This window comes from Bacillus sp. FSL K6-1284, assembly GCF_038002625.1.
Lineage (GTDB): Bacteria > Bacillota > Bacilli > Bacillales > Bacillaceae > Bacillus > Bacillus paralicheniformis.
Genome location: NZ_JBBOCW010000001.1, coordinates 2,076,883 through 2,103,830, shown reverse-complemented (window position 1 = coordinate 2,103,830; position 26,948 = coordinate 2,076,883). Strand labels below are relative to the sequence as shown.

Genomic DNA, 26,948 nt, shown 5'->3' with positions numbered 1-26,948 from the left:
CAAGAAAAAGGCGCCCCAAGGACGCCTTTTTTCATATTGTTTATTTCGATTGCAATGTTTCCTTCTCGTCTTCCCAAGCCTCTGTGTTTTTCAGACCTGGAATCGAGCTTGCCTTAAAGACAGGGTTCTTCCCTGTTTTACGCTGATCAGTATAGTCTTTCAGCACTTTCGCGGCAATTCCGGAAAGAAGCAGAATCGCAATCAGGTTAATGATCGCCATTAATCCCATAAATAAATCCGCCATGTCCCACACAAGCTGAAAACCGGATACAGATCCGAAGATGACCATTGCGACAACAGCTGTACGGTAAACGGCAAGCGTCGTCTTGCTCTTTTTAATAAATTCAATGTTCGTCTCACCATAATAGTAGTTTCCGACGATTGAGCTGAAAGCGAACAGGAAAATCGCCACTGCGACAAACGCAGGCGCCCAGCTTCCGACATGATGCTGCATGGCTGCTTGTGTAATTTGAATGCCGTCAAGCTCTTTGCCCGGCGTCAGATTGAACAGCAGAATCATAAAGGCTGTCGCACTGCAGATAACCATCGTATCAAAGAATACGCCAAGCGTTTGGATAAAACCTTGCTTCGCCGGGTGAGAGACATTGGCAGTCGCCGCTGCGTTCGGCGCGCTTCCCATTCCGGCTTCGTTTGAAAACAAGCCGCGCTTCGCACCGATAATAATGATGCTACCGAGCGTACCCCCTGCAATCTGCTCGATCCCGAAAGCATCTTTCACAATCATCGCGAAAACGGCCGGTATTTGAGAAATATTCGTCAGCACGACAAATAAAGCAAGTCCAAGATAAATGACCGCCATAACCGGAACGATCAACTGCGAAACTGTCACAACGCGTTTCAAACCGCCGAAAATGATAAATCCGGTCAATACCGCCAAAACAATTCCGACCGTTGTTTTATCAAGGTTGAAAGCCCCTTCCATCGAACCGACGATCGTATTGGCTTGCACCGCATTAAAGATCAATCCGAATGTAATCGTAATCAAAACGGCAAAGATAATGCCCATCCATCTGGCGCCCAGCGCTTTTTCCATATAATAAGCAGGACCCCCTCTGAAATGATCGCCGTCTTTGACCTTGTACACTTGAGCCAGCGTACTTTCCACAAAGCTGGAAGCCATACCGACAAGTGCGACAACCCACATCCAAAAGACCGCTCCAGGTCCTCCTGTTGCAACAGCAAGCGCGACACCGGTCAGGTTTCCCGTGCCGACACGCGAAGCGGCGGAAATAAAGAAAGCCTGCAAAGACGAGACGCCTTTTCCTTTCTCCTCCTTTTGTCCGACGATACGAAACATCTCGAAGAAATAGCGGAATTGAACGAATTTCAATTTAAAAGTAAAGAACAGGCCTATTCCTATTAATATATAGACTAAATAAGTCCAAATAAAACGGCTCGGGACATTGATGATTTCGCTTAAAATTTCTTCCATAGCACCCTCCTGAAACAAACGAATTTTGTTTTGATGTTAAGTTTTCTAACATGATAGGATTATATCATAATAATGACACAAGAAAAACTAGATAGAATTTTCTGTCTTTTAAACATAAAGGCTGTTAACATCATTATTACTTTAGTCCCAATGCTCATTATAGCAGAGTATCATCTTTATTCATATATAAAAATGCGCTTTCATTCCAAGTGCGTTGCGAAAAATCTCATATTGTCAATAAATATTTGCCAACTGTCACAAAATAATCATCTTTTCTTATAACATAAAATATGCTAAGATGATGAGATACTAAGGGGATGAGATCAAATGAAAAAGACATTGTTTCTGCAACTGTCCATATTCTTTTTAGTCATTGCGAGCCTTCATTCGTTCTCAATGCCCCAGATGCCGGCAAATCACCATACGCAAAAAGCCGCTGTTTCAGGAGACGAACTCCATGAACTGACAGCCGGCAAATATGGTGAAGAAAAGGCGAAATCATTGTGGAATTCACTCGGCTTCGGAGCTGAATCCATCCTTCTCTTCATCTTAGCTGCGGCTTCCGGCCAGGCGTTCATGATGAACAGGCGGAAAGAGCATCTGAAGGCATTTATGCTCGCGGTGTTCTATCACTCTTCTTATTTCGATAAAGCGCATGTTTTAAAACCATAACCATACGAAAAAAAACGGGAGGTTTTAACATGTTATTTATTATAAGAACGGTGATTATTGGACTATTTTCATTAGCAGCAATCAATTTGTTTGTTTTTCAAGGAATTGAATTCATGCACGCGATTACCGACCTTTTCAATCGCCAGGACAGCTGAATTTGAAGCGATTTGAAAAAGCTAGACAATAAAATTCATGAAACAGTTTGATTGGCATGAGTCCGGCACTGCACGGATTCATGCCTTTTCATTTGGTCTTCCTTCGTCTTGTGATGTGCAGTAAAAGCGGAACAATCCTATTATACTTAAATACAGCTTTTCCATCTTCTTCAAAAACAATTAAATTTTTTCGAAAAATTTTAAACATTTTTTCAACAACTGCCGGGATTTTATTTCAAATCTACAAATATAAGATATAATGTTTCTGTACCAATTAAATACCAATTACTTATAGAAAGAAGATGTTCATATGAGTAAAGTATCTGGAAAAATTGCTTTTGTTACTGGCGGAGGCCAAGGAATTGGCGAAGCAATCTGCAAACGCTTGGCGGAGGATGGGTTCGCTGTTGCAGTTGCCGATTATAATGTAGAAACTGCAACACAAGTTGCTGAGGACATTAACCAGCATAACGGTAAGGCAATTGCAGTTAAAGTGGATGTTGCTGATCGGGACGATGTTTTTAAAGCAGTCGATGAAACGGTTAAACGCCTCGGCGGTCTTGATGTGGTGATCAATAATGCAGGTCTTGGACCAACCACACCTATTGAAAGCATTACATATGAAGATTATCGGAAAATCTATGATGTTAACGTCGGCGGTACTTATTGGGGAATTCAAGCAGCTGTAAAAGCCTTTAAAGAACTTGGACACGGCGGGAAAATCATTAATGCTTCTTCTCAAGCCGGTCAAGTCGGTAACCCGGGCTTGGCAGTTTACGGCGGAACAAAGTTCGCTGTTCGCGGGATTACGCAAACGGCGGCAAAAGATCTAGCTGAATTAGGCATTACGGTTAACGCCTTTTGTCCGGGTATCGTAAAAACGCCTATGATGATGGGGATTGCACAGCAAACCGCTGATGAAGCAGGCAAGCCATTTGAATGGGGAATGGAACAATTCGCTAAAAATATTGCATTAAAACGCTTATCAGAGCCGGAAGATGTAGCGGCATGCGTTTCTTATCTTGCAGGGCCGGATTCAGATTATATGACCGGCCAGTCTCTTATCATTGATGGCGGAATGGTATTTAATTAATTTTAAAATCATATTCAATATGGAGGGCGGAGTTTTCCACCTCCATATTGAAATAACAAGCTAGAGCTGATATGGTCACGGTTCGTGCAATCACACCCCGTTTAAAAATTTGGACCAAAGAGCGTCTTCCCTTTTGAAACGCCCTGTTTCAAAATGAACTGGTGCGAAGATTTCCCCTGCGATAAGCGGCCACCCAAGGTAGCTCCTTTCGATTCCACTCCAAGCCTCATAGGTTTATTTGCGCGCTTTTTCCGCCAATTTGTTTATTTCCTCCATTTTTTTCGATTTCCTCTAAACTGCGACCTCGAGTTTCAGGGACGCGTGTCCGGATAAATACAACTCCAAGTAAACAAATAACACCGAAGATTGCAAACACAGCTTCTTGGGACATCGAAGCGGTCATAATAGGAAATAGCAATCCAACCAAGAAAGAGCCGATCCAGTTAAATGATGAAGCTATTCCAGACGCGCGCCCGCGAATGACCAGAGGGAAAATTTCTCCAACGATGACCCAAGTTAAAGGAGCCCACGTGAATGAATAAAGTGCTACATAGATACTTAAAAAGACAACCATCATCATCGGATTTGCATTAGGAATTAATATATTCAATATTGCCGGCAAAATAAAGGACAGCCCCATAACGGTTCCGCCTACTGTTAATAAAGTACGGCGATTAAATTTATCAGCGATCATGATGAATAGCAATGAACCTAGCACGAGAATAACACCTTGAATAATCGGCCACATCAACGCTGAACTTGCCGCATTCCCTGTTGCTTTTTCTACAATCAAAGGAATGTAATAAAAAATTGCGTTAGCACCCTGGAATTGTTGAAAAGCGGCAACACCCACACCGGCAATTAATAAAAAACGATATTTATTACTTAAGAGTGTAGCCCATGATGCTTTTTGATTTGCCTTTGTTTCCTCTCTGGCAGTTTCTTGTATTTGTGCTATTTCAGAATCAATCTCTCCTTTGTTAGAGCGAATATAGCTCAACACCTTGCGTGCTTCATCAAGTTTATTGTTCTTGATTAAAAAACGAGGTGATTCAGGTAACTTTAACATTCCAACATATAAGATCACAGCAGGTACGGCAGCCAAACCAAGCATCAACCGCCATGCCATTGTTTCCGGCAAATCTTTCAATAGAAAATCAACAATGTAAGAAAGCAACATCCCAGAACAAATCATGGTTTGATTAATTCCTGACAGCCGTCCGCGTAAACGTGCAGGCGCCATTTCCGACATATAGGCCGGGACCAATGCAGAAGCAGCACCAACGGCCAATCCTAATAAAACCCGAGAAACAATTAAAAACAATACCCCATTATGAGGTGCTATTCCTGACAAAATGGATCCAACAACAAAAATGACAGCGGAAATTAAAATCATTTTGCGACGTCCCAAACGATCAGAAAGTTGTCCGGCCAGGGCGCCTCCAAAAATAGCGCCTAACATGACCGAAGAAGTAATCCAGCCAATAACCCCGGCGTTGTCTTGAAGGTTCCAATCGTGTTGCAGAAAAGGCAAAGCACCCGTCATAACGCCGATATCATAACCGAAAAGAATGCCGGCAAAAGCCCCGAAAAAATAAATGAAGCCACTTGAGATTTTCTTTTCATTAACCATTTAAGTTCCCTCCTCAAGGTTGAAATTATATTGTGTAATCCAGCCACCAAAATTATCGATGGCTTTTTCAGAAATCATTAAAGTGTTTCCAAACTGCAAATACATGCTAGGATATTGGTGGGATTTCTCACTAAACCTCATGGTTTTATTCGCCTATTATTAAACGCTTTAATTTTTCCGGAACATAACGATAACGCTTACAAAATCATGAATATTTTGATATCTGATATCCCTATTTTTCACCTCCAAGGAAGCAGAGCCTCCTCGGAGGTTAGAGGCATTACTTAATTACTACATATTCCAGGTCAACCAGCTTTGCATAAGTGATCATTTGGTCTGTTGTTAAATTCAATGAAACAACTGTATGGTGACCGCCGCCGTTTTCAAGCCACGCTTTCACTCCATCCTGAAAGTTAGGCTTCACTTCCCAAAGCACCCGTGCCACCGGAAGGTTTGGTGCCGGAACAGTTGGTTCAAATGCAGAAACTTCGTTAATCAACAGTTTGTAATGCGTACCAAAGTCTGCCATTGAAACAACCACACCATCTCCTGCTTTTCCGTCGAACACTAAGCGTGCCGGGTCTTCACGATCACCAATACCTAATGGAGATACGATAATTTTCGGTTTGTTGCTTGCTAAAGATGGGTCAACTTCAAGCATATGTGATTGAAGGATTGATTCTTGACCGGCAGCTAATTCATATGTGTAATCTTCCATAAAGCCGGTTGATTGGTTACGGCTCATCACTTTGAGTAAACGATCGAGCGCTGCAGTTTTCCAATCTCCTTCACCAGCAAAGCCATATCCTTGGGCCATCAAACGTTGGACGGCAAGACCCGGAAGTTGTTTCATCCCATATAAATCTTCAAAGTTAGTTGTGAAGGCATTATAACCACCATCATCCAGGAAACGTTTAATGGCGATTTCATAGCTTGCTTGTACTTTTACGCTCTTCTCCCAATCTTCCTGACTGTAAGTACCATAATCAAATTCATAAAGGTCTGCATATTCAGCAAACAATCGATTAATTTCTTCATCTGTAACCGCATTCACGTATTGAACAAGATCACCAATGCCAAAGTAATCAACTGTCCAGCCAAATTGAATTTGTGCTTCAACCTTATCCCCTTCAGTAACAGCAACGTTACGCATGTTGTCACCAAATCGGGCGACCTTGATGTTGAAACTTTCGTTATAAGCAACCGCTACGTCCATCCATTCCGCAATTTGCTGTTGCACTTCAGGGCGTTCCCAATAACCTACGACAACTTTATTTTGTTTTTGCAAACGGGCATTGATAAAACCATATTCACGGTCCCCATGAGCAGATTGGTTTAGGTTCATAAAGTCCATGTCAATCGTTGTCCATGGAATACTTTCATTAAATTGTGTCGCTAAATGAAGTAACGGTTTTTGTAATAATTTTGTTCCGCGAATCCACATTTTTGCAGGTGAAAAAGTATGCATCCAAGTGATAACACCGGCAACTTCGTCACGATAGTTCACTTCTTTCATGATGCTTGTGATTTTATCTGCACTAACAGCTAAATCTTGCAATACAAGCGGGTATGGCAATACAGCGCTTTCATTTAATGCATCAGTCACGGCTTGCGCGTGCGCTCTGACTTCTTCAAGCGCTTCTTCCCCATAAAGATGTTGTGAACCTACGACAAACCAGAATTCTTTTTTTCCTTGTGTTAACATCATAACCCTCTTTTCTTAAATGAATAGTTTGATAGAATTGATTTTACTTTTGACCATAATAAGCATTTTTACCGTGTTTTCGTAAATAATGTTTATCTAAAATACATTGTGGTAATTCTTTTGCAAAATGATTTAATTCTCGGGTAAATAAATTCATTTTCGCGACTTCATCCAACACCACACTATTCAATACTGCTGATTTTACATCTTTGCCCCAAGTAAATGGACCATGACCATGAAGTAAGACACCGGGAACAGCTAAAATATCTAACCCGCGCTCTTCAAATGTTTCGATAATGACATTACCTGTTTCTACTTCGTAACCTCGATCAACCTCCTCTTGTGTCAAGTATCGGGCACATGGCACGGAACCATAGAATGTGTCTGCATGAGTGGTCCCCATCGCCGGAACATCAAGGCCTGCTTGAGCCCAGATTGTCGCCCAAGTTGAATGAGTGTGTACAATTCCTCCAATTTCAGGGTAATGCTTATAAAGTACCGCGTGAGTCGCTGTATCTGATGAAGGTCTCAGCTCTCCTTCAACAATATTGCCATCTAAATCAACAACCACCATATCACTAGCTTTCATTGTTTCATAATCAACACCACTAGGTTTGATAACGAATAAACCAGTTTCACGGTCAATGGCACTTGCATTTCCCCATGTGTATTTCACAAGTCCGTATTTAGGCAAGTCCAAATTTGCTTGTAACACTTCTTCTTTCAGTTGTTCTAGCACGTCAACCCCTCCACTTTCCACTCATTAAATCAAATGATCCACAGCGGCCTGCTCAATCATTAAACCTTTTTTGTACCGTTCGATAAATGCTTCAAATCCTTCAACATCTAATTGATCAGGGTAAATTTCTTGCCCGGCATCCTCTTCAAAGACTGTTTTGTCGAGGAAATCTTCTAAGCTTTCTTGTTGATCTTTGTTCATCATGTAAGAAGCAAGAATAGCCATTCCCCACGCACCGCCCTCTCCGGCAGTTGCCATAACTGATACTGGCGTATTCATTGCAGCTGCAACAATTTTTTGTCCGACAAGAGGGGTTTTGAATAAACCGCCGTGAGCTAAAATGCTATCAATATCAATATTTTCCTCTTTGGTCAAAATATCCATTCCGATTTTCAAAGCTGCAAAAGCTGCAAAAAGGTGTGTCCGCATGAAGTTTGCTAAATCGAAACGACTCTCTGGTGAGCGGACAAATAACGGCCGGCCTTTTTCTAGTCCTGTAATATTTTCACCAGAGAAATAACCGTAGCTTAGTAAGCCACCGCCGTCTGAGTCAGCCTCCAATGCTTTATTCAACACCACTTCGAATAATTTATTCATTTCAACCTTTTGTCCCATTGCCTCAAAAAATTCACGAAACAACCCTAGCCAAGCATTCAAATCGCTTGAGCAGTTATTCGCATGAACCATTCCAACCGGACTGCCGTTTGGCGTTGTTACCAAATCAATTTCTGGATATACTTTCGAAAGTTCTTTCTCTAATACAATCATGGCAAAAACTGAAGTTCCTACTGAGATGTTTCCAGTGCGTTTCCTCACACTATTCGTAGCAACCATTCCTGTTCCAGCATCGCCTTCCGGCGGACAAACCGGGATACCTGGCTGTAAATTTTTTGATTGATCCAGAATTTTCGCGCCAATTTCGGTTAATTCGCCTGCTTGCTCACCTGAAATATAAACTTCAGGAAGAATATCCTTTATCCTCCAAGGATAGCCTTTGTTCGAAATCAGTTCATCAAACTGCTTGAGCATCGATTCATTGTAATTTTGCGTTGATTCATCAATTGGGAACATGCCCGAAGCATCTCCAATGCCAATTGCTTTATTTCCAGTCAGCAACCAGTGAATGTACCCAGCTAAAGTGGTGATATAATCAATGCGAGGCAAATGCTTCTCTTCATTTAATATCGCTTGATATAAATGAGCAATACTCCACCGTTCAGGGATATTGAATTGAAATTTATCAGTTAATTCTTTTGCTGCAGCACCGGTTGTTGAGTTACGCCAAGTTCGAAACGGAACAAGCAGCTCCCCTGTGTTGTCAAAAGCCATATATCCATGCATCATTGCAGAAAATCCAATAGAACCGATTTTGCGAATGGTGATGCCATAATTTCGTTCAACATCATTCTTCATTTCACTATAAGCTGTTTGCAACCCAGTGATAATATCCACTAAGTTGTACGTCCAAAATCCATCTTCCAAGCGGTTTTCCCACTCATAACTTCCAGATGCGATTGTTTCAAAACTGCTATCAATCAACACTGCTTTAATACGTGTGGATCCGAATTCAATTCCAAGCGATGTTTCTCCTTCAGTTATAGCCTGCTTGATGTTTACTTGATTCGCTTTCACGTTATCCCCCCTCTGATAGCGATTTCAATATTATTCGAAAGAAGGCATTTCCCTTTTCGCTTAACTTAATTACAGACTTAGTATATTTTTTGTACGTACATTTGTCAATCAATAATATAATATGTTCATATAAATATCACAACGATATTTCTATTCTTTTTCTCTTCATGCTTATAATAAAAAGCATTTGTATAACTTGAAATTTAAAGAAAAAAATTAGAATTACTTATTCATTTTCACGAAAATAAGGTGAAATCTTTTCATTCATTGAAAGCCATGATAAAATATGTCCACACAAATCATTCAATTAAAAAAATTAGAATGCGAACAACTATGAAAGAAGTGAGTGAAATGAAACCAAAGTATAAGGTCATCATTAATGATATAAAAAGTAAAATCCTTTCAGGAGTTTACAGGGTAGGAGAACAAATTCCTACTGAATCCGCCATACAAGAAGAATACAAAGTCAGCCGGCACACTGTTCGAAAGGCGATTTTAGAGCTGGCGAACGAGGGGTTTTTAAGAAGTGAAAAAGGGTCTGGCACTTATGTAAGTAATCAGTATCAATCAAAACCTGGAGGGAATTCCAATAATAAAATAATCGGTGTAATTACGACCTACATTTCAGATTACATTTTCCCCTCAATTATTCGCGGAATTGAAGGGAGATTGAATGAGGCTAATTATTCGTTACTATTAGCTAGTACAAATAATGATGTCGAACAAGAAAAAAAAGCTTTGGAAATGATGTTGTCATTTGGCGTCGATGGTTTAATTGTTGAACCTACGAAAAGTAATCTATACAATCCCAATATTGCTTACTATTTATCGTTTAAGGAACAGGATATTCCTTTCATCATGATCAATGCTTATTATGAAGAATTAGATGTTCCTTTTCTTTGTCTCGATGATGTGCAGTCCAGCTATCTCGCAACAAAAGAATTAATATCAAAAGGACATACACAAATTGGTCTCATTTCAAAAATGGATGATTTACAAGGAAAGTATCGAATGAAGGGGTATATAAAAGCGCTTGGTGAAGCCAAATTACGATTTCAACCAGAGCATGTGCTTTCGTACAATACAGAGACGAAGCTGGAACTATACACAAACCTGAAGAAGTTTCTAAATGAAAAGAGAGACGTGTTGACTGCAATTGTTTGCTATAACGACGAAGTAGGATTGGAAGTAGCAAATGTATGCAGACAACTTAATATTTCTGTCCCGGACAAATTGTCAATTATTGGACAGGACAATTCGTATATTGCCAAAAATGCGAATATCAAACTAACAACATTGACACATCCTCAAGAACAAATGGGACACGATGCAGCTGATTGGGTCATCAAGAAATTGCAAGGAAAGAAGGATTTACCAAACGAAACCTACTATCAGCCTGTGTTAATTGAAGGTGAAACCGTAAAAGAGTTAGATGTACAATAATCTTGGTGTGATCAAGGAAAACCCAGTCCATGTGCACTAAAGGCGTGAACGCGGACTGGGTTGTTTTACTCTGTTATTAATTAAGTAGCAGAGAATTTTCATGTATTTGACGCTTACAATCTCACCGATACGGGAAAAAGCTTGTATCACAAGAAAGTAGCCTAGCATTTAAAAATGAACCTGTGTAAAGTTTATCTGGCATGCTCTTTTTCTGCAGCATTCTTCGTTGTCTTGCAGAATGGCTCTATTCTTGATAGGCATGTGGTGATATCCCTAGAATTGGGCGCAGGTCGATTTCACTCCCGTTCATGTTTGCTGATCCATACATCCGTTACTTCCCCTGCCTCATCTTCGTCGATGATGAAAGAACCGTTGCTGTACCGGTCATGAAGCTTGATATCTTTGACAAGCATCTCCTCTGTGATGCCTTTTTCGGTTTGAAGCGTGATTTGAGCATGATATGAGCATGCGAGCAGCCCAGTGATGCGGTGAGGTTTTTTCTTCAATTCCCTCAGCATGAGAACCCCTCGTTTCGCCCGTGACGTTTTTTCAAATTCAGTGCGGTTCATCCGCTTAATAGATCCGCGCTGGGTCACGAGCACAAGCACATCCGATTCCTCTAAAACCTGCCCGCTGGCGACAAAGTCGCCGTCTTTCAAATTGACGCCTTTGACACCGGCCGCCCTTGCACCGACGACGCTGACCTCATCTTCTGAGAACCACAGACCGTAGCCGGAATGTGTCGCGATAAACAAATCTTTCGTTCCGTCCGTTACATGAACATCAACCACTTCATCGTCGTCTTTTAAGTTAAGAGCGACCAATGCTTTTGAATAGCGCTGTGCTTTATACTGCATCAGCTGAGTTCTTTTCGCCATTCCGTTTTTCGTAAAGAACAGCAGGTATTCAGATTCGGTAAACTCTCTGACAGGGATCGCCTTGACGATGGATTCATCGCTGTCGATCGATATGATATTTGTGATGTGCTGACCCAAGTCTTTCCATCTGATATCAGGAAGCTGGTGAACCGGACAATACACATAGCTCCCTTTATTTGTAAATAAGAGCAGTACGTCTGTCGTATTCATTTCCAGCTGACAGAGCAGACGGTCGGTATCTTTCATGCCGAAGTCCTGGCCGTTTGATGCAGCAAAAGACCGCTGGCTCGTTCGTTTAATATAACCGTCTTTCGTCACGGTCACATAAACGTCTTCAGACGCCACCATCACTTCAAGATTGATTTTGATTTCTTCAATTTTCTCCTCGATGACAGAGCGCCGTTGACCGGCATAGATTTTTTTCACCTTTTTCAAGCTGTCTTTGATCACTTTCAAGAGTTTCTTGTCATTGGAAAGGATCTCTTCCAGCTCTTTGATCTTCTGGTCGAGTTCTTTTGCTTCTTCCTGGAGGGCCGTAATATCTGTGTTTGTCAGCCTGTACAGCTGCAATGAAACGATCGCTTCAGCCTGCGGCTCTGTAAATGCGAACTTTTCGATCAGATTGTTTTTGGCATCGCGCTTGTCATTGGAGGAACGGATCGTCGCAATGACTTCATCCAAAATGGACAGTGCTTTCATCAATCCTTCTACGATATGATGCCTTTCCTTCGCTTTTTTCAGCTCATACTGAGAACGGTTGGTGATGACTTCTTTTTGGTGGCCGATATAAGCGTCCAAAATTGATGTGAGATTCATCAACATCGGTCTTCTGTTATGAATAGCCACCATGTTAAAGTTGTACGGAATCTGCAAATCCGAGTTTTTGTACAAGAAATTTAAAATACCTTGTGCATCCGCTTCTTTTTTCAGCTCAATCACGATTCTGAGTCCTGTCCGGTCGGTCTCGTCACGGACTTCGGAAATCCCTTCGACCTTCCGTTCAATCCTGAATTCGTCCATTTTTTTCACTAAATTCGCTTTGTTGACTTCAAACGGAATTTCAGTAATGACAATTTGCTGGCGGCCGCCTCTGATGGTTTCGATCTCGGCTTTGCCCCTGATGATGATTTTACCTTTTCCGGTTTCATAGGCTTTTTTTATGCCTTCTTTACCCTGAATGATTCCTCCGGTCGGAAAGTCCGGTCCTTTTACGAGCTCCATGAGGTCATCCACACTGCAGTTCGGCGAGTCAATCCGCCTTATCACGGCATCGATCACTTCCCCGAGATGATGCGGCGGAATGTCAGTCGCATACCCGGCGGAAATCCCTGTCGATCCGTTGACAAGCAGGTTCGGAAACATCGCCGGAAGGACGACGGGCTCCTTGCTTGTATCATCAAAGTTTGGCACAAACTCGACCGTTTCTTTGTCAATATCTCGCAAAAGCTCTGAAGCGATCGCTGCGAGCCTTGCTTCTGTATAACGCATCGCAGCCGGCGGATCACCGTCGATGCTTCCGTTGTTACCGTGCATTTCAACCAGCACGTTGCGAACCTTCCAGTCCTGGCTCATCCGCACCATCGCTTCGTAGACCGAACTGTCTCCATGAGGATGATAGTTCCCGATTACATTACCGACCGTTTTTGCGGCCTTGCGGAAATTCTTATCGTGCGTGTTCCCTTCCGCATGCATGGCGTATAGGATTCTTCTTTGAACAGGCTTCAGGCCGTCCCTGGCGTCAGGGAGCGCCCGATCCTGAATAATGTATTTGCTGTATCGGCCGAAACGGTCGCCGATCACGTCTTCCAATGGTAAATCATGATAAATCTCTGGCTGTGCCATTTATTTAAACCTCCTCAGCGACCGATAAATTCTCGTTTTCTAAAATGTTGCTTTCTTCATCAAGTCCGAAAGCGACGTTTTTCTCAATCCATTTTCTTCTCGGCTCAACTTTGTCGCCCATCAATGTCGTCACGCGCCTTTCCACACGGGCTGCGTCATCGATTTTAACCCTGACAAGCGTTCTTGATTCGGGGTTCATTGTCGTTTCCCAAAGCTGGTCAGCGTTCATTTCGCCGAGACCTTTATAGCGCTGAATCGCATATCCTCTTCCGACTTTTTTGAGGACGTCGTCCATTTCTTCATCAGACCAAGCATATTCAATGATTTCTTTTTTGCCAGACCCTTTGCTGACTTTATAGAGCGGCGGCAGCGCGATAAACACTTTTCCGTGCTCGATCAGCGGCTTCATATAGCGGTAGAAAAAAGTCAGGAGCAGCACTTGGATATGAGCGCCGTCTGTATCCGCATCTGTCATGATGATGACTTTGTCGTAATTGATGTCCTCAATGTCAAAATCAGCGCCGACCCCTCCGCCGATCGCATGAATAATCGTATTGATCTCTTCATTTTTAAAAATATCGGCCAGCTTCGCTTTTTCCGTATTGATAACCTTTCCGCGGAGCGGCAGGACAGCCTGGAATTTCCGGTCTCTTCCCTGCTTTGCTGATCCTCCGGCAGAGTCACCCTCCACGAGGTACAATTCGTTTTTGGACGGATTCCTTGATTGTGCAGGCGTCAGCTTGCCGGAGAGCGTCGCTTCGGATTTCTTTCTTTTCTTTCCGCTTCTTGCCTCTTCTCTTGCTTTTCTCGCAGCTTCTCTTGCCTGGGAGGCTTTAATCGCTTTTTTGACGAGCAATGTTGCCGTTTCCCTGTTTTCTTCAAGGAAATATGCGAGCTGCTCGGAGACGATCGCATCAACGGCTGATCTTGCTTCACTCGTGCCGAGCTTTCCTTTTGTCTGTCCTTCAAATTGAAGAAGCTCTTCTGGAATCCGGACGGAAACGATGGCTGACAGGCCTTCCCGGATGTCCGTTCCTTCAAGGTTTTTGTCCTTTTCTTTTAAAAGGGCCACCTTTCTCGCATATTCGTTGAATGCTCTTGTCATCGCCGTTTTCGCACCGGACTCATGGGTTCCTCCGTCCTTTGTTCTGACATTATTGACGAATGACAGGATGTTTTCGGAATAGCCGTCATTAAATTGAAACGCGAAGTCCACCTCGATGCCGTTGTGCTCCCCTTCAAATGAGACCACTTCAGAAAGCGCGTCTTTCTCCTCATTTAAATAAGCGACAAAAGCTTCGATTCCGTTTTCGTATAAAAACGTTTCTTTTGTTTGATCGCGTTCATCGATCAATTCGATTTTTAATCCTTTTAACAAAAAGGCTGATTCTCTCAGACGCTCTGAAAGCGTTTCAAAGTTAAAAGTCGTTGTGCTGAACATCGTAGGATCAGGCTTGAAATGAATCAGGGTGCCGGTCTTTTTGGTCGTTCCGATTTTATCAAGGGATGTCACCGGTTTGCCGCCGTTTTCAAAACGCTGCCTGTAAACATTTCCGTCCCGCTCAATTGTGACTGTCAGCCACTCAGACAGGGCGTTTACAACGGATGCACCGACGCCGTGCAGCCCCCCGCTCGTTTTATAGCCGCCTTGGCCGAACTTTCCTCCGGCATGCAGCACTGTCAAAATAATTTCGGGAGTCGGTTTGCCGAGCTTATGCATTCCTGTTGGCATTCCCCGGCCTCTGTCTTGCACCGATATGCTGTTATCTTTATGTATCTTTACTATAATATGATTCCCATGGCCCGCAAGGACTTCATCGACGGAATTATCGACGATTTCATATACGAGATGGTGCAGACCCCGGCTGTCTGTCGAACCGATGTACATACCGGGGCGTTTTCTGACCGCTTCAAGGCCTTCGAGCACCTGTATGGAATCATCATTATAGTCAAATTGCTGTTTCTTAACCAAATGCATAAACCCCTTTCAAAAATCAAACATTGCTTATAAAGAATAATACACACTCTGTCATGTAAAGCAAAGTATTATCCGATTCTTTTCCAATCGCTTCAAGCATTGTCGGGAAAATGTTAAAATGAATGCCGTTTTTTTGCACAGCCGTCATTTTACACGATTCGCCCCCTGGAGGACAAGGCTTTTCCACCAGCAATTGGAAAATCATTCTTAAAAAAACTGTCCAAGACTTATTGTAGCCGTTTTTCACAGCAATTCGCAAACATATTCTCGCATAAAAAAGACAAAAACCCTTGAATAAACAAGGATTTTTGTCTTTTTTATGCCGATTTTGTTAACGCGTGTGCCACTTTTATACACAAATCCATAATCACCGTATAGCCTTTTTCGCTCAGAAGCCGATAAGCTTCTTCGTTGACAAGCCCCTGCTGCGCCCAAAACACATCTGCGTCTATCTCCAGGAATTCCTTTGCGACATCGGGCAAATGTTCGGATCTTCTGAACACATTGACGATATCGACATGTCCTTCAATGTCTTTTAATGATGCCACAGCCTTGACGCCCAGCGCCTCATCTATGGACGGATTGACAGGGATGATGTCATATCCCGCGTCCTGCATCGCTTTTGATACCATGTACGATGTTCTTTCAGGATTGTCGGACAGGCCGACTACCGCGATTCGTTTACTGTTTTCAAGAATGCTTTTGATTTCCTGTTTAGAAGGGTTTTCCATGGCGATCACTCCTTTTACGTTCAGTTTACACGAAATCAAAGGCGATAATCAAAATTTTCATATGATTAGGGCGCATTATCTTGTATGATATATACGGTACTTCTAAAGAAAAGCCGTCATGAAAAGCGCCTCTCATGTTAAAATAAAGAGAAGGGATCATCTAAAAAGGAGAAATGAAATGTTAATTGCTTTATTATTTGTTTTAGCCTATCTACTCGGCAGCATTCCGTCCGGCTTAATTGTCGGAAAGGCCGCCAAAGGAATCGACATCAGGGAACACGGCAGCGGCAATCTTGGCGCCACCAATGCATTCCGGACACTTGGGGTGAAAGCCGGCTCCATCGTGGTGGCTGCGGATATTTTGAAAGGGACGCTCGCCGCCTTTCTGCCCACCATCCTCCACATCGGCGTACACCCTTTGTTGGCCGGTGTAGCCGCAGTCATCGGGCATATGTTCCCTGTGTTCGCAAAATTTAAAGGCGGAAAAGCTGTCGCTACTTCCGGAGGCGTATTGCTTTGCTATCAGCCTTTTCTGTTTCTCACAATGATTGCTGTGTTCTTTCTGTTTTTGTATATCACAAAATATGTATCGCTTTCTTCCATTTTAACCGGCTTGTATACAACGGTTTACAGCCTGTTTACGAAAGATCTTTTATTGGTGGCAGTCGTCGCCTTTCTAACGGCGTTTGTCGTATACAGACACAGGACGAACATTAAACGCATTATGGATAAAACCGAGCCCAAAATCAAGTGGATGTCCGGCAAAAAATGAGCCTATCCGAAAAACATTATATTTTCATGATCGGACAAAATCGTTATATACTATAAATAGATTCAGCATGCTTTGAAACAAATGATGAAGGAGTGCTTGCCCGTGAATTTGAAAATTAATGAAGAGGCGCTTAAATGGTATAAGGACGAGCTTGATTTAAAAGAAGGAGATCAGGTTCGCTTCTTTGTCCGTTACGGAGGCTGCAGCAATGTTCAAAAAGGCTTCTCCCTTGGGGTTTCAAAAGATGAGCCGCAGCAAATCGGTGTGAGCGCGGAAAAAGACGGCATTACGTTTTTCGTTGAAGAAAGCGATGTATGGTATTTCGACGGCCATGATCTGCTTGTCACCTATAACGAATCTTCGGAAGAGCCTGTTTTTGAATATCAGTAAAAAAGAGCATTTTATAAAGCTTGCAGAGAAACTCTTGTTTTTCTGCAAGTTTTTTTATTTTTCATCTTAATTAAAGTACCGAAAAAAGCCTTCCAACACATAGACTGGCTCGCCTGAGTGTGCGGCAGCTGCACACCGTACGCTGCGTACACCTCCCGAATAACCGAGTGAGTATAGATTCTGTATATCTAAAATGCAGTTCGTCTAAAATAAACCGGCAAGGATTTTCCCATATTATACAGAGTCATTGATATCGAGGTGTTTGACATGGTTTACGGTGTGATAACCTTTATTTTGCTAGCTGTTTTTCTGATCTTTTATTTAACGGACCGAAGAAGGATCATCAACGGTTTTTTATTCAATCTATTTTTTTGTTCATTTCTTGTTCTATCCTACTATCTGGCATACGTTGTCGGAATCGGTTTTTTCAGACTGTTCGTCATTGTACCGCTGCTGATCTTTTTCTTTATCCTAACGTTTGGTCTATTTGCTTTAATGATCGGGTTATTTCTGAATGCGAGAATTCTTATCAAAAGAGAAGGACGGCGATTGTCTAATTGTTTGACTTTAATTTCCGGGTTAGGCATTATCATATTTTTCCTATTATCCGTGATTGACCCCGCTCGTTTTTTATCGCCAAATGTTCAGCCATTGTTTGCGGGATCATCGCTTATTACGATCTATTTCTTTTTTCATTTAACAAATTTCTTAACAGCTTATTTTCTATATCAATTTAACAGACCGAAGCTTAATCAGGATTACATCATCGTTCTCGGGAGTGGATTAATTAACGATACAGTCCCCCCGCTTTTAGCAAGCAGGATCAATAAGGCTGTCGATTTTTATTGGAAACAGACAGCTGTTGCTTCTCCGCCAAAAATCATTTTCTCCGGCGGGCAAGGACCTGATGAAAATCTTTCTGAAGCCGAAGCCATGCAAAGATATGCTATAAAAAAAGGGATACCTGGAGAGCACACTTTGAAAGAAGACCGTTCTGTAAATACATATCAAAATATGCTTTTCTCCAAACAACTGATGGACTCATTAACAGACGGCAAATATAACAGCATCTTCACAACAAACAATTTCCATCTGTTCCGTGCCAGCCTATATGCAAAACGAGCAGGCTTGAAAAGCGATGGCATCGGTTCAAAGACCGCTTTTTATTATTGGCCGAACGCCATGATCCGTGAATATATCGCTGTTGTTGTGATGAATCGTAAACGGCATAGCATTGTCGTGGGAACTATATTGGGTATTTCTATCCTTTTGACCGCATTTAATTTTTTCATTGATTAAAAAATGGCAGTCTCAATGGATTATGATGGGTATTTTCGAAGGACATCTTCACCAAAAAGGTGTCTTTTTGCTTGGAAAATATAATTTCACTGCACTGATGCTTCAAATATCTTTTTAATAGTCAGCATAACAGCGATTGATAGAATGGAAAACGATTTTCCCCCTATTTCGCAAAAACCTCCCCTTCTTTTATCTGCAACAAGCCACAACTGAAAAGTGATTTTCTCAAATGCTAAAGCCTCAATTTACCCTTATCAGATCTAATGGTGAACAGATTCTTTTTTCTCAATGCTTCTTCCTACTTCAAGTAGCTGTTTTTTTGGTGCGCTTGGACTTTAAATACTTACAACAGTGAAAGGAATATGTAAGATAAATCAATGGTTTCGTTTGGAGGTTTTATATATGATGGGTTCGAGGTGATAAAAGATGAAATGGTTTTTAGGGATTTTAACGGTAGGACTGATGATTTTGGCCGGGGGCTATTTTTTATATTCCGGATATTATTCAACGGAAGCTTATTACGTCAAAATTACAACAGATCCAAAAGTCGTTAAAGAAAAAACAAGTGATGGATACACATATATAAATTATAACTATGATGTTACGGGTTATGATAAAGATGGAAAACCCAAAAACCTAAAACTCTCTTCTCAGGAAAAAATGCAGAAAGGTCAGTATTATATTATTCATTGGGAAGACAGAAGAGAAATCATATCCAGCAAAGAAAAAGCAAGCGAGAAGCAAATAGATCAGGACATCCTGCACAAATTAAACAATCAAAGTCAATGAGACGCTCACTCTGCTCCCTAAAACTTCTTGTTTTAGGGACTTTTTCACGAAAAATAAAATGACTGCGGCCTTATCAAGGCATGAAAAACACTAAGGTACACATCTTGAAACTAAAGATATCGTTCCGACTTTTTCTCCTTCAATGTTTGCTCGTCAGGATGAAACAAGCAAGGACAATCCTTGCTTGTTTCAAGGGTGTCCGGGTTTCTCTAAAACACCGGATTATTCGAGCCTGAAACGCTTGATATGGCTTGAGAGCTTTTCTTGTTTTAAAATCTCGATCTGCTTCTCTCCCAATAAATCAAAGTGAGGAAATTTGCTTCTTTTATGGATCCACTCTTTTTTCAGTCCGTACTGTTTGCCCCACTCTGCAAGCTTATCAATGTTGCCGCATCCGGCTTTTGTCACGGTATTGACATCCGGATACCTGTCATCGAGCCAGTAATGCGTGAGGAACGCAACTTCGCCGTTTAAAACGGCGCGCTTCCATTCGTTCAGCTCGTTTCTTTTAATACCGAATGCCATTACTTTTTGGCCTCTTCATAAGCTTCATGCCACTTTGGATAAAGCTTACGGAACTGAACCGGTTTGAAGCTGTCCCCGTCAACGCAAATATGGGACGATGTGGCCTTCACAGCGGTTTCACCAGCGGAATTGAAGATTTCATACCCATATACCGTTTTAAAGCCGTTATATTCTTCAATCCATGTATGTACCGTCGCGGTTTCACCGTAGCGAAGAGGTTTGACGTAGCGGACATTGATATCCACGACAGGCGACAGGATGCCGTCTTTCTCCATTTCGGCGTAAGAGAAGCCGAGTTCTTTAATTAAAGCCGTCCGTCCAACCTCCATCCAAATCAAATAATTGGCGTGATAGACGACGCCCATTTGGTCTGTTTCGGCATAGCGGACTTCTATTTCTTTTTTTGAGACGTACAAATTCCTCTACTCCCTTTTCACAATATATATAATCCAATCTTAGCATATAGAATGGGCAAAAACACGACAGACGGCTTCATGCAAAAAAACCAGGTCGCCCTGGTTTATTGATGATATCCGTTTTCGCGGTCTTCCGCCTCGTCATGGATTTCATTGCGCATCGCCTCAATGCTCTCATTTCGGCGTTGATTTTTTTCGCGGATCTGCTCCTGTTCCGCCTGGTTGGCAAAAGACAGCTGCTCCTCAGACTCCTCGATATTTTCGATTGTGTTCTGCACCATGTCTTGAAGCTTCTCCACGTTGTCTGATCTGTCATCCGGATGATGTTTTTGGTGTGTCATGCGGGTCTCTGCCTCCTTTTCTTCTTTACTCGCCCTTTGTCTGCATAATGATCGGCGTTTCTCCTGATTTATCATGCATCTTTTTTCCTTTGTTGCGCTTATATTCTACCGGTTTTGTCCCAAGATGGCTTGGGGCAAATTTAGACTGTTTGTCATGTTCCCTCGGCATGTCTATCCCTCCTTTTCAGCATTAGGATTCTCAAAAAGGAGCGTAAACATGAATCGATTTTTAAAAAGTCACTTCAGCTTAAATTTCTCTTCAAGCTTATCTTCCAGCCGATCAAGAAACTCCTGGTTGGTCATGAGCTCCTTTTTGTTTTCCAAGACAAGTTCTTCAAATGTCCGCCTTTTCGTTTTTTTCATGTTGAATCACCTCCAGCTTGTTTTCATTTTCACCATTTTTTGGGCGATATAAGCAAAAAAGCCGGGATTTTTTATAATCCCAGCTTTTCTTCCATATTCTTTTTCGACATCGTCCCAAGGACGATATCTTGAATCATTCCGTTTTCATCAATAATAAATGTTGTCGGATACGAAAAAATCTCGTATTTCGCATTGATGCCCGTTCGATCTAAGACGATAGGGAAATGTAAACCGTGCCTTTCGGCAAACGTTTTGACCGACTCTTCGTTTTTCTCGGAAGAGGTAAAGTTGACGGCCAAAACAGCAATGTCCTGATTTTCGTTTTGGAGTTCTTCCATTGCAGGCATTTCTATTTCACACGGTTTACACCAGGTGGCCCAAAAATTCAACAGCACTTTTTTTCCTTTAAAGTCTGATAAAGATACTTCGTTTCCATCCTTTAAAGACGGAAGCGTAAAATCAGGCGCCTTGTCTCCTTTCGCAATGCCGATTTCGGCTTCCTTTTGCCCTGTGAAGTTCCATACCGCAAGACCGGCCAAAACGAAAAGAAACGCGGCAGCCAGCAATTTTTTCATCATCGGCAACCTCCAATTCAGGATCACGCTGAAAAAAGAAGAGAAAGCTAAAGGCTTTCTCTCCTCATTCAATTACTGTTTCATTTTATTGCGGAGCACCATTTGCAGGATTCCGCCGTGACGGTAATAATCGATTTCTACTTCGCTGTCAAAGCGTACAACAGCTTCAAACGACTTGACTGTGCCGTCTTCGGCAATCGCTTTGACTTGAACGAGATCCCGCGGGCGAACCGTCTCACTCACGTCAACTTCAATCGTTTCTTTCCCGGTCAAACCGAGCGTTTCAGCGTTTTCTCCCTCTTTAAATTGAAGCGGAAGAACGCCCATCAGCACAAGGTTGCTTCTGTGAATTCTTTCAAAGCTTTCTGCAATGACGGTTTTGATGCCGAGCAGATTTGTTCCTTTTGCCGCCCAGTCGCGGGAAGAACCCATTCCGTAGTCTTTTCCGGCAATGACGACCAGACCTGTGCCGTCTTCTTTATACTTCATGCAGGCATCGTAGATGGACATTACTTCTCCGGTCGGCCAATACGTTGTATAACCGCCTTCTGTACCCGGAGCGATCTGGTTTTTGATTCTGATGTTGGCGAATGTTCCCCTCATCATGACTTCATGGTTTCCGCGTCTTGAACCATATGAGTTGAAGTCTCTAGGAGAAACGCCTTTTTCCTGCAGATATTTTCCGGCTGGTGTGTCTTTGCCGATCGCTCCCGCAGGAGAAATATGGTCTGTCGTGACAGAATCTCCGAATTTGCCGACAATGCGCAAGCCTTTAAGCGGTTCAACCGTACCAGGCTCAACTGACATGTTTTCAAAGAACGGCGGGTTTTGAATGTAAGTGGATTCTTCATCCCATTTATACAGGGCTTCATCCGTTGTTTCAATCGCATTCCAGCGTTCATTGTCATCAAACACGCGCTCATATTCTTTTCTGAACAACTCAGGAGTAACGGTTTGCTTCACGACGGAGTTGATTTCGTCCATCGTCGGCCAAATATCGTTGAAGTATACGTTTTGACCGTCTTTTCCGACGCCGATCGGTTCGTTTTTCAGGTCAATATCTACCGTGCCCGCCAATGCATAGGCTACGACAAGCGGCGGAGACGCCAGATAGTTTCCTTTGACAAGCGGATGAATCCGGCCTTCAAAGTTACGGTTTCCGGAAAGGACAGACGTAATCAGCAGGTCATTTTCGGCAACCGCTTTTTCGATTTCAGGCGCAAGCGGTCCGGAGTTCCCGATACATGTCGTACAGCCGTATCCGACGATGTTAAATCCAAGCTCGCGCATATATGGAAGCAGGCCTGAATTGACTAAGTAGCCTGTTACGACTTTTGAACCCGGAGCCAGGGATGTTTTCACATAGTTCGGTACTTTCAATCCCAGTTCAACCGCTTTTTTAGCAACAAGGCCCGCACCGATTAAGACATAAGGGTTTGATGTATTTGTGCAGCTGGTGATCGCCGCAATCGCGATCGCACCCGTTTTCATGACGGCTTCTTCGCCGTTTTCAAGCTTAAATTTGATTTCTTTGTCAGCCTCACTCGCGTTTAAACCGAATCCCTGGTTCCCTGCAGGGCTTGCCAAATGCTTGTGGAATGTCTCTTTCATGTCAGTCAGCGGAATGAGATCCTGAGGACGCTTCGGACCTGAAAGATTCGCTTCAACTTTTGACAAGTCAATTTCAACGATATCGGTAAAAACGGGATCTTCCTGATCAGGCGTGTAGAACAATCCGTTTTGACGGCAATATTCTTTCACCACATTGATATGTTCTTCATCACGGCCTGTTAAACGCATGTATTCCAATGCTTCCTCATCAACAGGGAAGAAACCGCAAGTCGCGCCGTATTCAGGAGCCATATTTGCGATTGTCGCACGGTCTGCAAGCGGAAGTTCTGCAACACCCGGTCCGAAGAATTCGACGAACTTTCCGACCACGCCTTTTTCACGCAGCACCTGTGTTACTTTAAGCGCCAAGTCCGTCGCCGTCGTGCCGTTCGGCAGCTTTCCGACAAGCTTCGCTCCGATTACTTCAGGTACAGGGAAATATGAAGGCTGGCCGAGCATGCCCGCTTCAGCTTCAATTCCGCCGACGCCCCAGCCGAGAACGCCGATTCCGTTGATCATCGTTGTATGGGAGTCAGTACCGACAAGCGTGTCAGGATAAGCGACAATCTCGCCGTCTTCTTCCACAGCATGGACAACGTTTGCCAAATACTCAAGGTTCACCTGGTGAACAATACCTGTAGCAGGGGGAACAGCCTGATAGTTATTAAACGCTTTCTTAGCCCAGCTTAAAAATTTGTAACGCTCTGCATTTCGTTGGAATTCAAGGTCCATATTAATTGTCAATGCATCTTCCGTACCCGCTTTGTCAACTTGTACGGAGTGGTCGATGACAAGGTCTACCGGTATTTCAGGATTGATTTTATCCGGATCTCCGCCGACTGAAGCCATCGCTTTTCTTAATGAAGCAAGGTCTACAACGGCTGGAACGCCGGTAAAGTCCTGCAAAATAACGCGGGATGGTTTGAAAGGAACGTCAATATCCTTTAATTCGGCAGTGCCCCATTTTGCCAAGTTTTCAACGTGTTCCTTTGTAATGACTCTCCCGTCTACTTGACGAAGAACGGATTCGAGCAAAACTTTAATGGAATAAGGCAGTTTTGATACGTTTCCGATTCCTTGATCCTCTAATGCTTTTAAAGAATAATAGCTGTACGTTTTGCCTTGTACTGTAAACGTTTTTCTTGATTGAAAAGCGTCTTTTTTTGCGACTTGTTGCTGATTCGCCATTTCTCCAAAATCCCCCTTTAAAGATCAAGATCATACGCCAGAAAAATCGGCATATTTCACCACAATTTTCTCACAATTTAATCTTAAAACAATTTTAAACATAAGTAAATATCAATGTTTTTATTAAATTCAATAAGAATGCCTTATACAAGGAAAAAAGTTTATTTTACTGGAAATACATTTTTTTATACAATACACCCGCTAAGGCTATACTACAGTCTGAGGTGATCGAAATTGGCCAAACGAAAAGCAAATCATGTCATCAATGGAATGAACAATGCTAAACGCCAAGGAAACGGCGCGGGATATATTGAAGATGACCAGCATATTCTCACTGAGGCGGAACGCCAAAACAACAAAAAACGGAAGACCAATCAATAAATCCTAAAAATCCTTCATGAATGGCTTAGGAGGTTAAGACATTGACAAATAAAAACGACGGCAAAGATATGCGCAAAAACGCACCGAAAGGAGCTCAGCCTGGGCAGCCAGAGCCTTTGAGCGGAAGCAAAAAAGTTAAAAACCGGAACCATACGAGACAAAAACATAATTCCAGTCACGATATGTAACATTTTCCGCGTCTTTCACGGCGCGGTTTTTTACTTTACCTCTCTGGCGATGCAACCCCCTTCGAATCGCCTCCTTCACATGAATTCACAGCTGTGCATAATCTAACGGTAAGGCTAGGTATGGAGGAATGATCAAATGACAAATACAAAACGTTTCGATTCCGCAGATTTTGATAAAGAATGGATGAAACAGTTTGTTGACGACCCTTTTCTCCTCTATGATGAGACTTTTCCGATCGACCTTTATGAAACGAGCACTGAATATATAATCGAAGCAGATTTAAGCCGCTTGAATGCCCGGCACCTTGACATGACGTTTTCCGGCTACGATTTCAAGCTTGCGGTTAAAACCGATGAACAGCATTACGAAAAATCGCTGATGCTTCCTTTCTTTTTGAATGACAAACAGATCGAAGCGGAATGCGAGAACAGCATTCTTGCAGTTAAAATCAATAAGGAAGCAAGCCAAGATGAAGTTTCGCTTTCATTTCATATTCCTTTTATATCATACATGCACAACAAGCAGAACCCGGACAGCGCGTAAAACACTTTGCCATCCGGGTTTTTTCCGTTCGTTCGTCAAATATCCGCTAGCAATTCTCTATGGCCGATTAGGGAATTGCTATACAATAGATTATGTTCTAGCACCTCTTTTGATCAGGCCGGTGTCCCATTTTATATTATTTTTTCTATGTTCTTCTAAAACGCCTTCATGTAAAATAGGTTATAGACAAAGGAGTGATGAGAGATGCTGGAAGGATGGTTTTTATGGCTGATGCTCGCTTGGATCGTCATCATGATCGTCCTCTTGTCAATCGGCGGTTTTTTCATGTTTCGAAAATTTTTAAAAAGGCTGCCTAAAGAAGATGGGAAATCTGAGCTGGACTGGCAGGATTATTATATTGAACAGACAAGGCATTTGTGGAATGAAGAAGAAAAAGAACTGCTTGAAGAATTAGTTTCTCCCGTACCCGAACTGTTTCGCGATGTAGCAAAAGCGAAAATCGCCGGAAAGATCGGAGAACTCGCATTAAAGGAAAAAGCAGGTGCAATCGACCGGGATTTAATCGTCAGAGGCTATATTATGGCCACACCGAAAAAAGACCATAAGTTCCTCGTAAAGCGTTTAAAAGAAAAGAACATTGATCACTCTTCCTATCAAGAGCTTTTTAAATAAACAAAACCTTTCCTGAAAGAAGGAAAGGTTTTGTTTTAATTGACCTGTATGTGATTTGACGCTTCAATCTGGCTTGAAAGCTTTCTGAACGATAAAAACATGGCAATCCGCCAAGGAACGATCATCCCGAAAGCCAGAATCCAAAACATTCCGCTCAGTGCGCCGTAATCGATCGTTGTGCTTAATATGCTCTTCATCGCGATCCGGATGACGAGCAGCGCAATTAAAATAAACACAAACGATTTGGAGCGTTTAATATAGATTTTATCATCGCGGATTTCAAATTTTGAGGTTTTAATTAAGAAAATAGAAAAGATCATGCCCACTGTGAGAGCTTCCAAAAATTCGGCACCGGTCACGTGGAACATCGGAAATAAAAACATGAGAGCACCGGTGCTCATAAAAATCGGAGGCAGTATAATTTTTTTGGCCGTAGCCGGTTTTTCAGATGACTTGATTCTGACAGCCATGACAATGACGGCCATCACGACGGCAAGTATAGATGAAACGACGATCATCATACATATCATCCCTTTTTCTAAAGCTAATTTCTCTACTTGTTACTATACTCCAAAACGAAGAAAAAAACCATGTTCAGGTTTTTCAGCTGCAAGGATTTCCCAGCACGTGGCGAATCGCTTCGACGACTTTCGTCTCCTCGAAAGGCTTGACGATAAAGTCCTTGGCTCCGGCTTCGATCGCTTCAACAACGATTCGCTTTTGCCGCATGGCCGTACACATGATCACTTTCACCTTCGGGTTCAGCTGGATCATGTCCTTTAAAGCTTCAATCCCGTTTTTCACAGGCATTGTAATATCCATGATAACCAAGTCCGGCTGCAGCTCTTGATAAAGCAAAACAGCTTCTTCCCCGTTCCCGGCTTCACCCGCGACTTGCAAGTCTTCTGTTTCAAGTATTTCTCTGATTTTATCTCTCATAAATTTTGCATCATCAACAATTAAAACCCTTGTCATACTC

General features: G+C 42.5%; 29 protein-coding genes. 12 read left to right on the top strand and 17 right to left on the bottom strand.

Annotation, left to right across the window (positions count from 1 at the left end; all coding sequences use genetic code 11):
• Positions 1–40 precede the first annotated feature (40 nt).
• Positions 41–1,453: an alanine/glycine:cation symporter family protein gene (locus tag MHB72_RS11005; protein WP_020451625.1), complete on the bottom strand. Its 1,413-nt coding sequence runs from the start codon at positions 1,451–1,453 to the stop codon at positions 41–43.
• Positions 1,454–1,780: 327 nt separating this feature from the next.
• On the opposite strand from MHB72_RS11005, the gene MHB72_RS11000 reads away from it, so the two are divergent.
• The 3 genes from MHB72_RS11000 (at position 1,781) to MHB72_RS10990 (ending at position 3,373) form a co-directional block, all read left to right on the top strand.
• Positions 1,781–2,125, top strand: a complete 345-nt coding sequence (locus MHB72_RS11000; RefSeq protein WP_020451623.1) for a hypothetical protein — start codon at positions 1,781–1,783, stop codon at positions 2,123–2,125.
• A 29-nt stretch (positions 2,126–2,154) separates the two neighbouring features.
• Positions 2,155–2,280, top strand: a complete 126-nt coding sequence (locus MHB72_RS10995) for a hypothetical protein (RefSeq protein ID WP_020451622.1) — start codon at positions 2,155–2,157, stop codon at positions 2,278–2,280.
• Between the two features lie 310 nt (positions 2,281–2,590).
• Complete coding sequence (locus tag MHB72_RS10990) at positions 2,591–3,373, top strand: (S)-acetoin forming diacetyl reductase (RefSeq protein ID WP_020451621.1); 783 nt, start codon at positions 2,591–2,593, stop codon at positions 3,371–3,373.
• A 226-nt stretch (positions 3,374–3,599) separates the two neighbouring features.
• Here MHB72_RS10990 and MHB72_RS10985 read toward each other — a convergent pair whose 3' ends face one another.
• The 4 genes from MHB72_RS10985 to MHB72_RS10970 all read right to left on the bottom strand — a co-directional run bounded on the left by MHB72_RS10985 (position 3,600) and on the right by MHB72_RS10970 (position 9,082).
• Entirely contained in the window at positions 3,600–5,006 is a 1,407-nt protein-coding gene (locus MHB72_RS10985; protein ID WP_020451620.1) for a sugar porter family MFS transporter, read from the bottom strand.
• Between the two features lie 280 nt (positions 5,007–5,286).
• Positions 5,287–6,711 (bottom strand): L-arabinose isomerase, encoded by a 1,425-nt coding sequence (araA, locus tag MHB72_RS10980; protein ID WP_020451619.1) that lies wholly within the window; start codon positions 6,709–6,711, stop codon positions 5,287–5,289.
• A 43-nt stretch (positions 6,712–6,754) separates the two neighbouring features.
• The gene (locus tag MHB72_RS10975) at positions 6,755–7,450 is read right to left on the bottom strand and encodes an L-ribulose-5-phosphate 4-epimerase (protein WP_039072737.1); all 696 of its coding nucleotides are present in this window, start codon (positions 7,448–7,450) and stop codon (positions 6,755–6,757) included.
• Positions 7,451–7,474: 24 nt separating this feature from the next.
• Positions 7,475–9,082 (bottom strand): xylulokinase, encoded by a 1,608-nt coding sequence (locus MHB72_RS10970; RefSeq protein WP_216920682.1) that lies wholly within the window; start codon positions 9,080–9,082, stop codon positions 7,475–7,477.
• Between the two features lie 351 nt (positions 9,083–9,433).
• Here MHB72_RS10970 and MHB72_RS10965 point away from each other — a divergent pair, with 351 nt between their 5' ends.
• Positions 9,434–10,525: a GntR family transcriptional regulator gene (locus MHB72_RS10965; protein WP_020451616.1), complete on the top strand. Its 1,092-nt coding sequence runs from the start codon at positions 9,434–9,436 to the stop codon at positions 10,523–10,525.
• Positions 10,526–10,821: 296 nt separating this feature from the next.
• On the opposite strand, the gene parC is transcribed toward MHB72_RS10965, so the two are convergent.
• From parC to MHB72_RS10950, 3 genes are all read right to left on the bottom strand, one after another.
• Entirely contained in the window at positions 10,822–13,245 is a 2,424-nt protein-coding gene (gene parC / locus MHB72_RS10960; RefSeq protein WP_216920680.1) for a DNA topoisomerase IV subunit A, read from the bottom strand.
• 4 nt (positions 13,246–13,249) lie between these two features.
• A complete protein-coding gene (gene parE, locus MHB72_RS10955) occupies positions 13,250–15,217 on the bottom strand; it encodes a DNA topoisomerase IV subunit B (RefSeq protein ID WP_216920678.1) in 1,968 nt (655 codons plus the stop codon).
• A gap of 323 nt (positions 15,218–15,540) precedes the next feature.
• Entirely contained in the window at positions 15,541–15,954 is a 414-nt protein-coding gene (locus MHB72_RS10950) for a CoA-binding protein (RefSeq protein WP_075754574.1), read from the bottom strand.
• Between the two features lie 178 nt (positions 15,955–16,132).
• On the opposite strand from MHB72_RS10950, the gene plsY reads away from it, so the two are divergent.
• The 4 genes from plsY (at position 16,133) to MHB72_RS10930 (ending at position 19,204) form a co-directional block, all read left to right on the top strand.
• Positions 16,133–16,726 carry a glycerol-3-phosphate 1-O-acyltransferase PlsY gene (gene plsY / locus MHB72_RS10945; RefSeq protein ID WP_023857586.1) on the top strand — a complete coding sequence of 198 codons (594 nt, stop codon included), beginning with the start codon at positions 16,133–16,135 and terminating at the stop codon, positions 16,724–16,726.
• 102 nt (positions 16,727–16,828) lie between these two features.
• Positions 16,829–17,116: a HesB/YadR/YfhF family protein gene (locus tag MHB72_RS10940; RefSeq protein WP_020451611.1), complete on the top strand. Its 288-nt coding sequence runs from the start codon at positions 16,829–16,831 to the stop codon at positions 17,114–17,116.
• Positions 17,117–17,383: 267 nt separating this feature from the next.
• Positions 17,384–18,415 (top strand): YdcF family protein, encoded by a 1,032-nt coding sequence (locus tag MHB72_RS10935; RefSeq protein ID WP_128822463.1) that lies wholly within the window; start codon positions 17,384–17,386, stop codon positions 18,413–18,415.
• A gap of 426 nt (positions 18,416–18,841) precedes the next feature.
• The gene (locus tag MHB72_RS10930; RefSeq protein ID WP_130569491.1) at positions 18,842–19,204 is read left to right on the top strand and encodes a YxeA family protein; all 363 of its coding nucleotides are present in this window, start codon (positions 18,842–18,844) and stop codon (positions 19,202–19,204) included.
• Between the two features lie 222 nt (positions 19,205–19,426).
• On the opposite strand, the gene MHB72_RS10925 is transcribed toward MHB72_RS10930, so the two are convergent.
• The 7 genes from MHB72_RS10925 to acnA all read right to left on the bottom strand — a co-directional run bounded on the left by MHB72_RS10925 (position 19,427) and on the right by acnA (position 24,223).
• The gene (locus tag MHB72_RS10925) at positions 19,427–19,729 is read right to left on the bottom strand and encodes a hypothetical protein (protein ID WP_020451608.1); all 303 of its coding nucleotides are present in this window, start codon (positions 19,727–19,729) and stop codon (positions 19,427–19,429) included.
• The gene (locus MHB72_RS10920; protein WP_020451607.1) at positions 19,729–20,145 is read right to left on the bottom strand and encodes a YbgC/FadM family acyl-CoA thioesterase; all 417 of its coding nucleotides are present in this window, start codon (positions 20,143–20,145) and stop codon (positions 19,729–19,731) included. Before MHB72_RS10920 ends, MHB72_RS10925 begins: the two co-directional genes overlap by 1 nt.
• A 104-nt stretch (positions 20,146–20,249) precedes the next feature.
• The gene (gene tlp, locus MHB72_RS10915; RefSeq protein WP_023857589.1) at positions 20,250–20,486 is read right to left on the bottom strand and encodes a small acid-soluble spore protein Tlp; all 237 of its coding nucleotides are present in this window, start codon (positions 20,484–20,486) and stop codon (positions 20,250–20,252) included.
• Between the two features lie 25 nt (positions 20,487–20,511).
• Positions 20,512–20,655, bottom strand: coding sequence for an acid-soluble spore protein N (locus tag MHB72_RS10910; RefSeq protein ID WP_003182261.1), 144 nt, complete (start codon positions 20,653–20,655; stop codon positions 20,512–20,514).
• A 68-nt stretch (positions 20,656–20,723) separates the two neighbouring features.
• Positions 20,724–20,849, bottom strand: coding sequence for an FbpB family small basic protein (locus MHB72_RS10905; RefSeq protein WP_023857590.1), 126 nt, complete (start codon positions 20,847–20,849; stop codon positions 20,724–20,726).
• Between the two features lie 71 nt (positions 20,850–20,920).
• On the bottom strand, positions 20,921–21,427 hold the full coding sequence (locus tag MHB72_RS10900) for a redoxin domain-containing protein (protein WP_075213276.1): 507 nt from the start codon (positions 21,425–21,427) through the stop codon (positions 20,921–20,923).
• A gap of 69 nt (positions 21,428–21,496) precedes the next feature.
• Positions 21,497–24,223, bottom strand: a complete 2,727-nt coding sequence (acnA, locus tag MHB72_RS10895) for an aconitate hydratase AcnA (RefSeq protein ID WP_023857591.1) — start codon at positions 24,221–24,223, stop codon at positions 21,497–21,499.
• Between the two features lie 234 nt (positions 24,224–24,457).
• Between acnA and sspO the strand changes: the two genes are divergently transcribed.
• The 4 genes from sspO to MHB72_RS10875 all read left to right on the top strand — a co-directional run bounded on the left by sspO (position 24,458) and on the right by MHB72_RS10875 (position 25,969).
• On the top strand, positions 24,458–24,604 hold the full coding sequence (sspO, locus tag MHB72_RS10890) for a small acid-soluble spore protein O (RefSeq protein WP_020451603.1): 147 nt from the start codon (positions 24,458–24,460) through the stop codon (positions 24,602–24,604).
• 41 nt (positions 24,605–24,645) lie between these two features.
• Positions 24,646–24,792, top strand: a complete 147-nt coding sequence (locus MHB72_RS10885; protein ID WP_003182250.1) for a small acid-soluble spore protein P — start codon at positions 24,646–24,648, stop codon at positions 24,790–24,792.
• Between the two features lie 136 nt (positions 24,793–24,928).
• Entirely contained in the window at positions 24,929–25,336 is a 408-nt protein-coding gene (locus tag MHB72_RS10880; RefSeq protein ID WP_020451602.1) for an Hsp20/alpha crystallin family protein, read from the top strand.
• A gap of 204 nt (positions 25,337–25,540) precedes the next feature.
• Complete coding sequence (locus MHB72_RS10875; protein ID WP_020451601.1) at positions 25,541–25,969, top strand: DUF2621 family protein; 429 nt, start codon at positions 25,541–25,543, stop codon at positions 25,967–25,969.
• A gap of 35 nt (positions 25,970–26,004) precedes the next feature.
• Here the strand turns inward: MHB72_RS10875 and MHB72_RS10870 are convergent, their stop codons facing one another.
• Both MHB72_RS10870 and MHB72_RS10865 read right to left on the bottom strand, forming a co-directional pair.
• Complete coding sequence (locus MHB72_RS10870; RefSeq protein ID WP_020451600.1) at positions 26,005–26,499, bottom strand: CcdC family protein; 495 nt, start codon at positions 26,497–26,499, stop codon at positions 26,005–26,007.
• Between the two features lie 73 nt (positions 26,500–26,572).
• On the bottom strand, positions 26,573–26,944 hold the full coding sequence (locus tag MHB72_RS10865; protein WP_020451599.1) for a response regulator: 372 nt from the start codon (positions 26,942–26,944) through the stop codon (positions 26,573–26,575).
• Positions 26,945–26,948 lie beyond the last annotated feature (4 nt).

Excerpts from the sequence above, each read along its gene's own strand:
- MHB72_RS11005 (WP_020451625.1), bottom strand. The coding sequence starts at position 1,453 with ATGGAAGAAATTTTAAGCGAAATCATCAATGTCCCGAGCCGTTTTATT.
- acnA (WP_023857591.1), bottom strand. The coding sequence starts at position 24,223 with ATGGCGAATCAGCAACAAGTCGCAAAAAAAGACGCTTTTCAATCAAGA.
- MHB72_RS10930 (WP_130569491.1), top strand. The coding sequence starts at position 18,842 with ATGAAATGGTTTTTAGGGATTTTAACGGTAGGACTGATGATTTTGGCC.
- MHB72_RS10990 (WP_020451621.1), top strand. The coding sequence starts at position 2,591 with ATGAGTAAAGTATCTGGAAAAATTGCTTTTGTTACTGGCGGAGGCCAA.
- MHB72_RS10950 (WP_075754574.1), bottom strand. The coding sequence starts at position 15,954 with ATGGAAAACCCTTCTAAACAGGAAATCAAAAGCATTCTTGAAAACAGT.
- MHB72_RS10875 (WP_020451601.1), top strand. The coding sequence starts at position 25,541 with ATGCTGGAAGGATGGTTTTTATGGCTGATGCTCGCTTGGATCGTCATC.
- MHB72_RS10910 (WP_003182261.1), bottom strand. The coding sequence starts at position 20,655 with ATGCCGAGGGAACATGACAAACAGTCTAAATTTGCCCCAAGCCATCTT.
- araA (WP_020451619.1), bottom strand. The coding sequence starts at position 6,711 with ATGTTAACACAAGGAAAAAAAGAATTCTGGTTTGTCGTAGGTTCACAA.
- MHB72_RS10870 (WP_020451600.1), bottom strand. The coding sequence starts at position 26,499 with ATGATATGTATGATGATCGTCGTTTCATCTATACTTGCCGTCGTGATG.
- MHB72_RS10900 (WP_075213276.1), bottom strand. The coding sequence starts at position 21,427 with ATGATGAAAAAATTGCTGGCTGCCGCGTTTCTTTTCGTTTTGGCCGGT.
- plsY (WP_023857586.1), top strand. The coding sequence starts at position 16,133 with ATGTTAATTGCTTTATTATTTGTTTTAGCCTATCTACTCGGCAGCATT.
- MHB72_RS10935 (WP_128822463.1), top strand. The coding sequence starts at position 17,384 with ATGGTTTACGGTGTGATAACCTTTATTTTGCTAGCTGTTTTTCTGATC.
- MHB72_RS10995 (WP_020451622.1), top strand. The coding sequence starts at position 2,155 with ATGTTATTTATTATAAGAACGGTGATTATTGGACTATTTTCATTAGCA.
- MHB72_RS10925 (WP_020451608.1), bottom strand. The coding sequence starts at position 19,729 with ATGGCATTCGGTATTAAAAGAAACGAGCTGAACGAATGGAAGCGCGCC.
- parC (WP_216920680.1), bottom strand. The coding sequence starts at position 13,245 with ATGGCACAGCCAGAGATTTATCATGATTTACCATTGGAAGACGTGATC.
- MHB72_RS10865 (WP_020451599.1), bottom strand. The coding sequence starts at position 26,944 with ATGACAAGGGTTTTAATTGTTGATGATGCAAAATTTATGAGAGATAAA.
- MHB72_RS11000 (WP_020451623.1), top strand. The coding sequence starts at position 1,781 with ATGAAAAAGACATTGTTTCTGCAACTGTCCATATTCTTTTTAGTCATT.
- tlp (WP_023857589.1), bottom strand. The coding sequence starts at position 20,486 with ATGACACACCAAAAACATCATCCGGATGACAGATCAGACAACGTGGAG.
- MHB72_RS10880 (WP_020451602.1), top strand. The coding sequence starts at position 24,929 with ATGACAAATACAAAACGTTTCGATTCCGCAGATTTTGATAAAGAATGG.
- MHB72_RS10985 (WP_020451620.1), bottom strand. The coding sequence starts at position 5,006 with ATGGTTAATGAAAAGAAAATCTCAAGTGGCTTCATTTATTTTTTCGGG.
- MHB72_RS10905 (WP_023857590.1), bottom strand. The coding sequence starts at position 20,849 with ATGAAAAAAACGAAAAGGCGGACATTTGAAGAACTTGTCTTGGAAAAC.
- MHB72_RS10965 (WP_020451616.1), top strand. The coding sequence starts at position 9,434 with ATGAAACCAAAGTATAAGGTCATCATTAATGATATAAAAAGTAAAATC.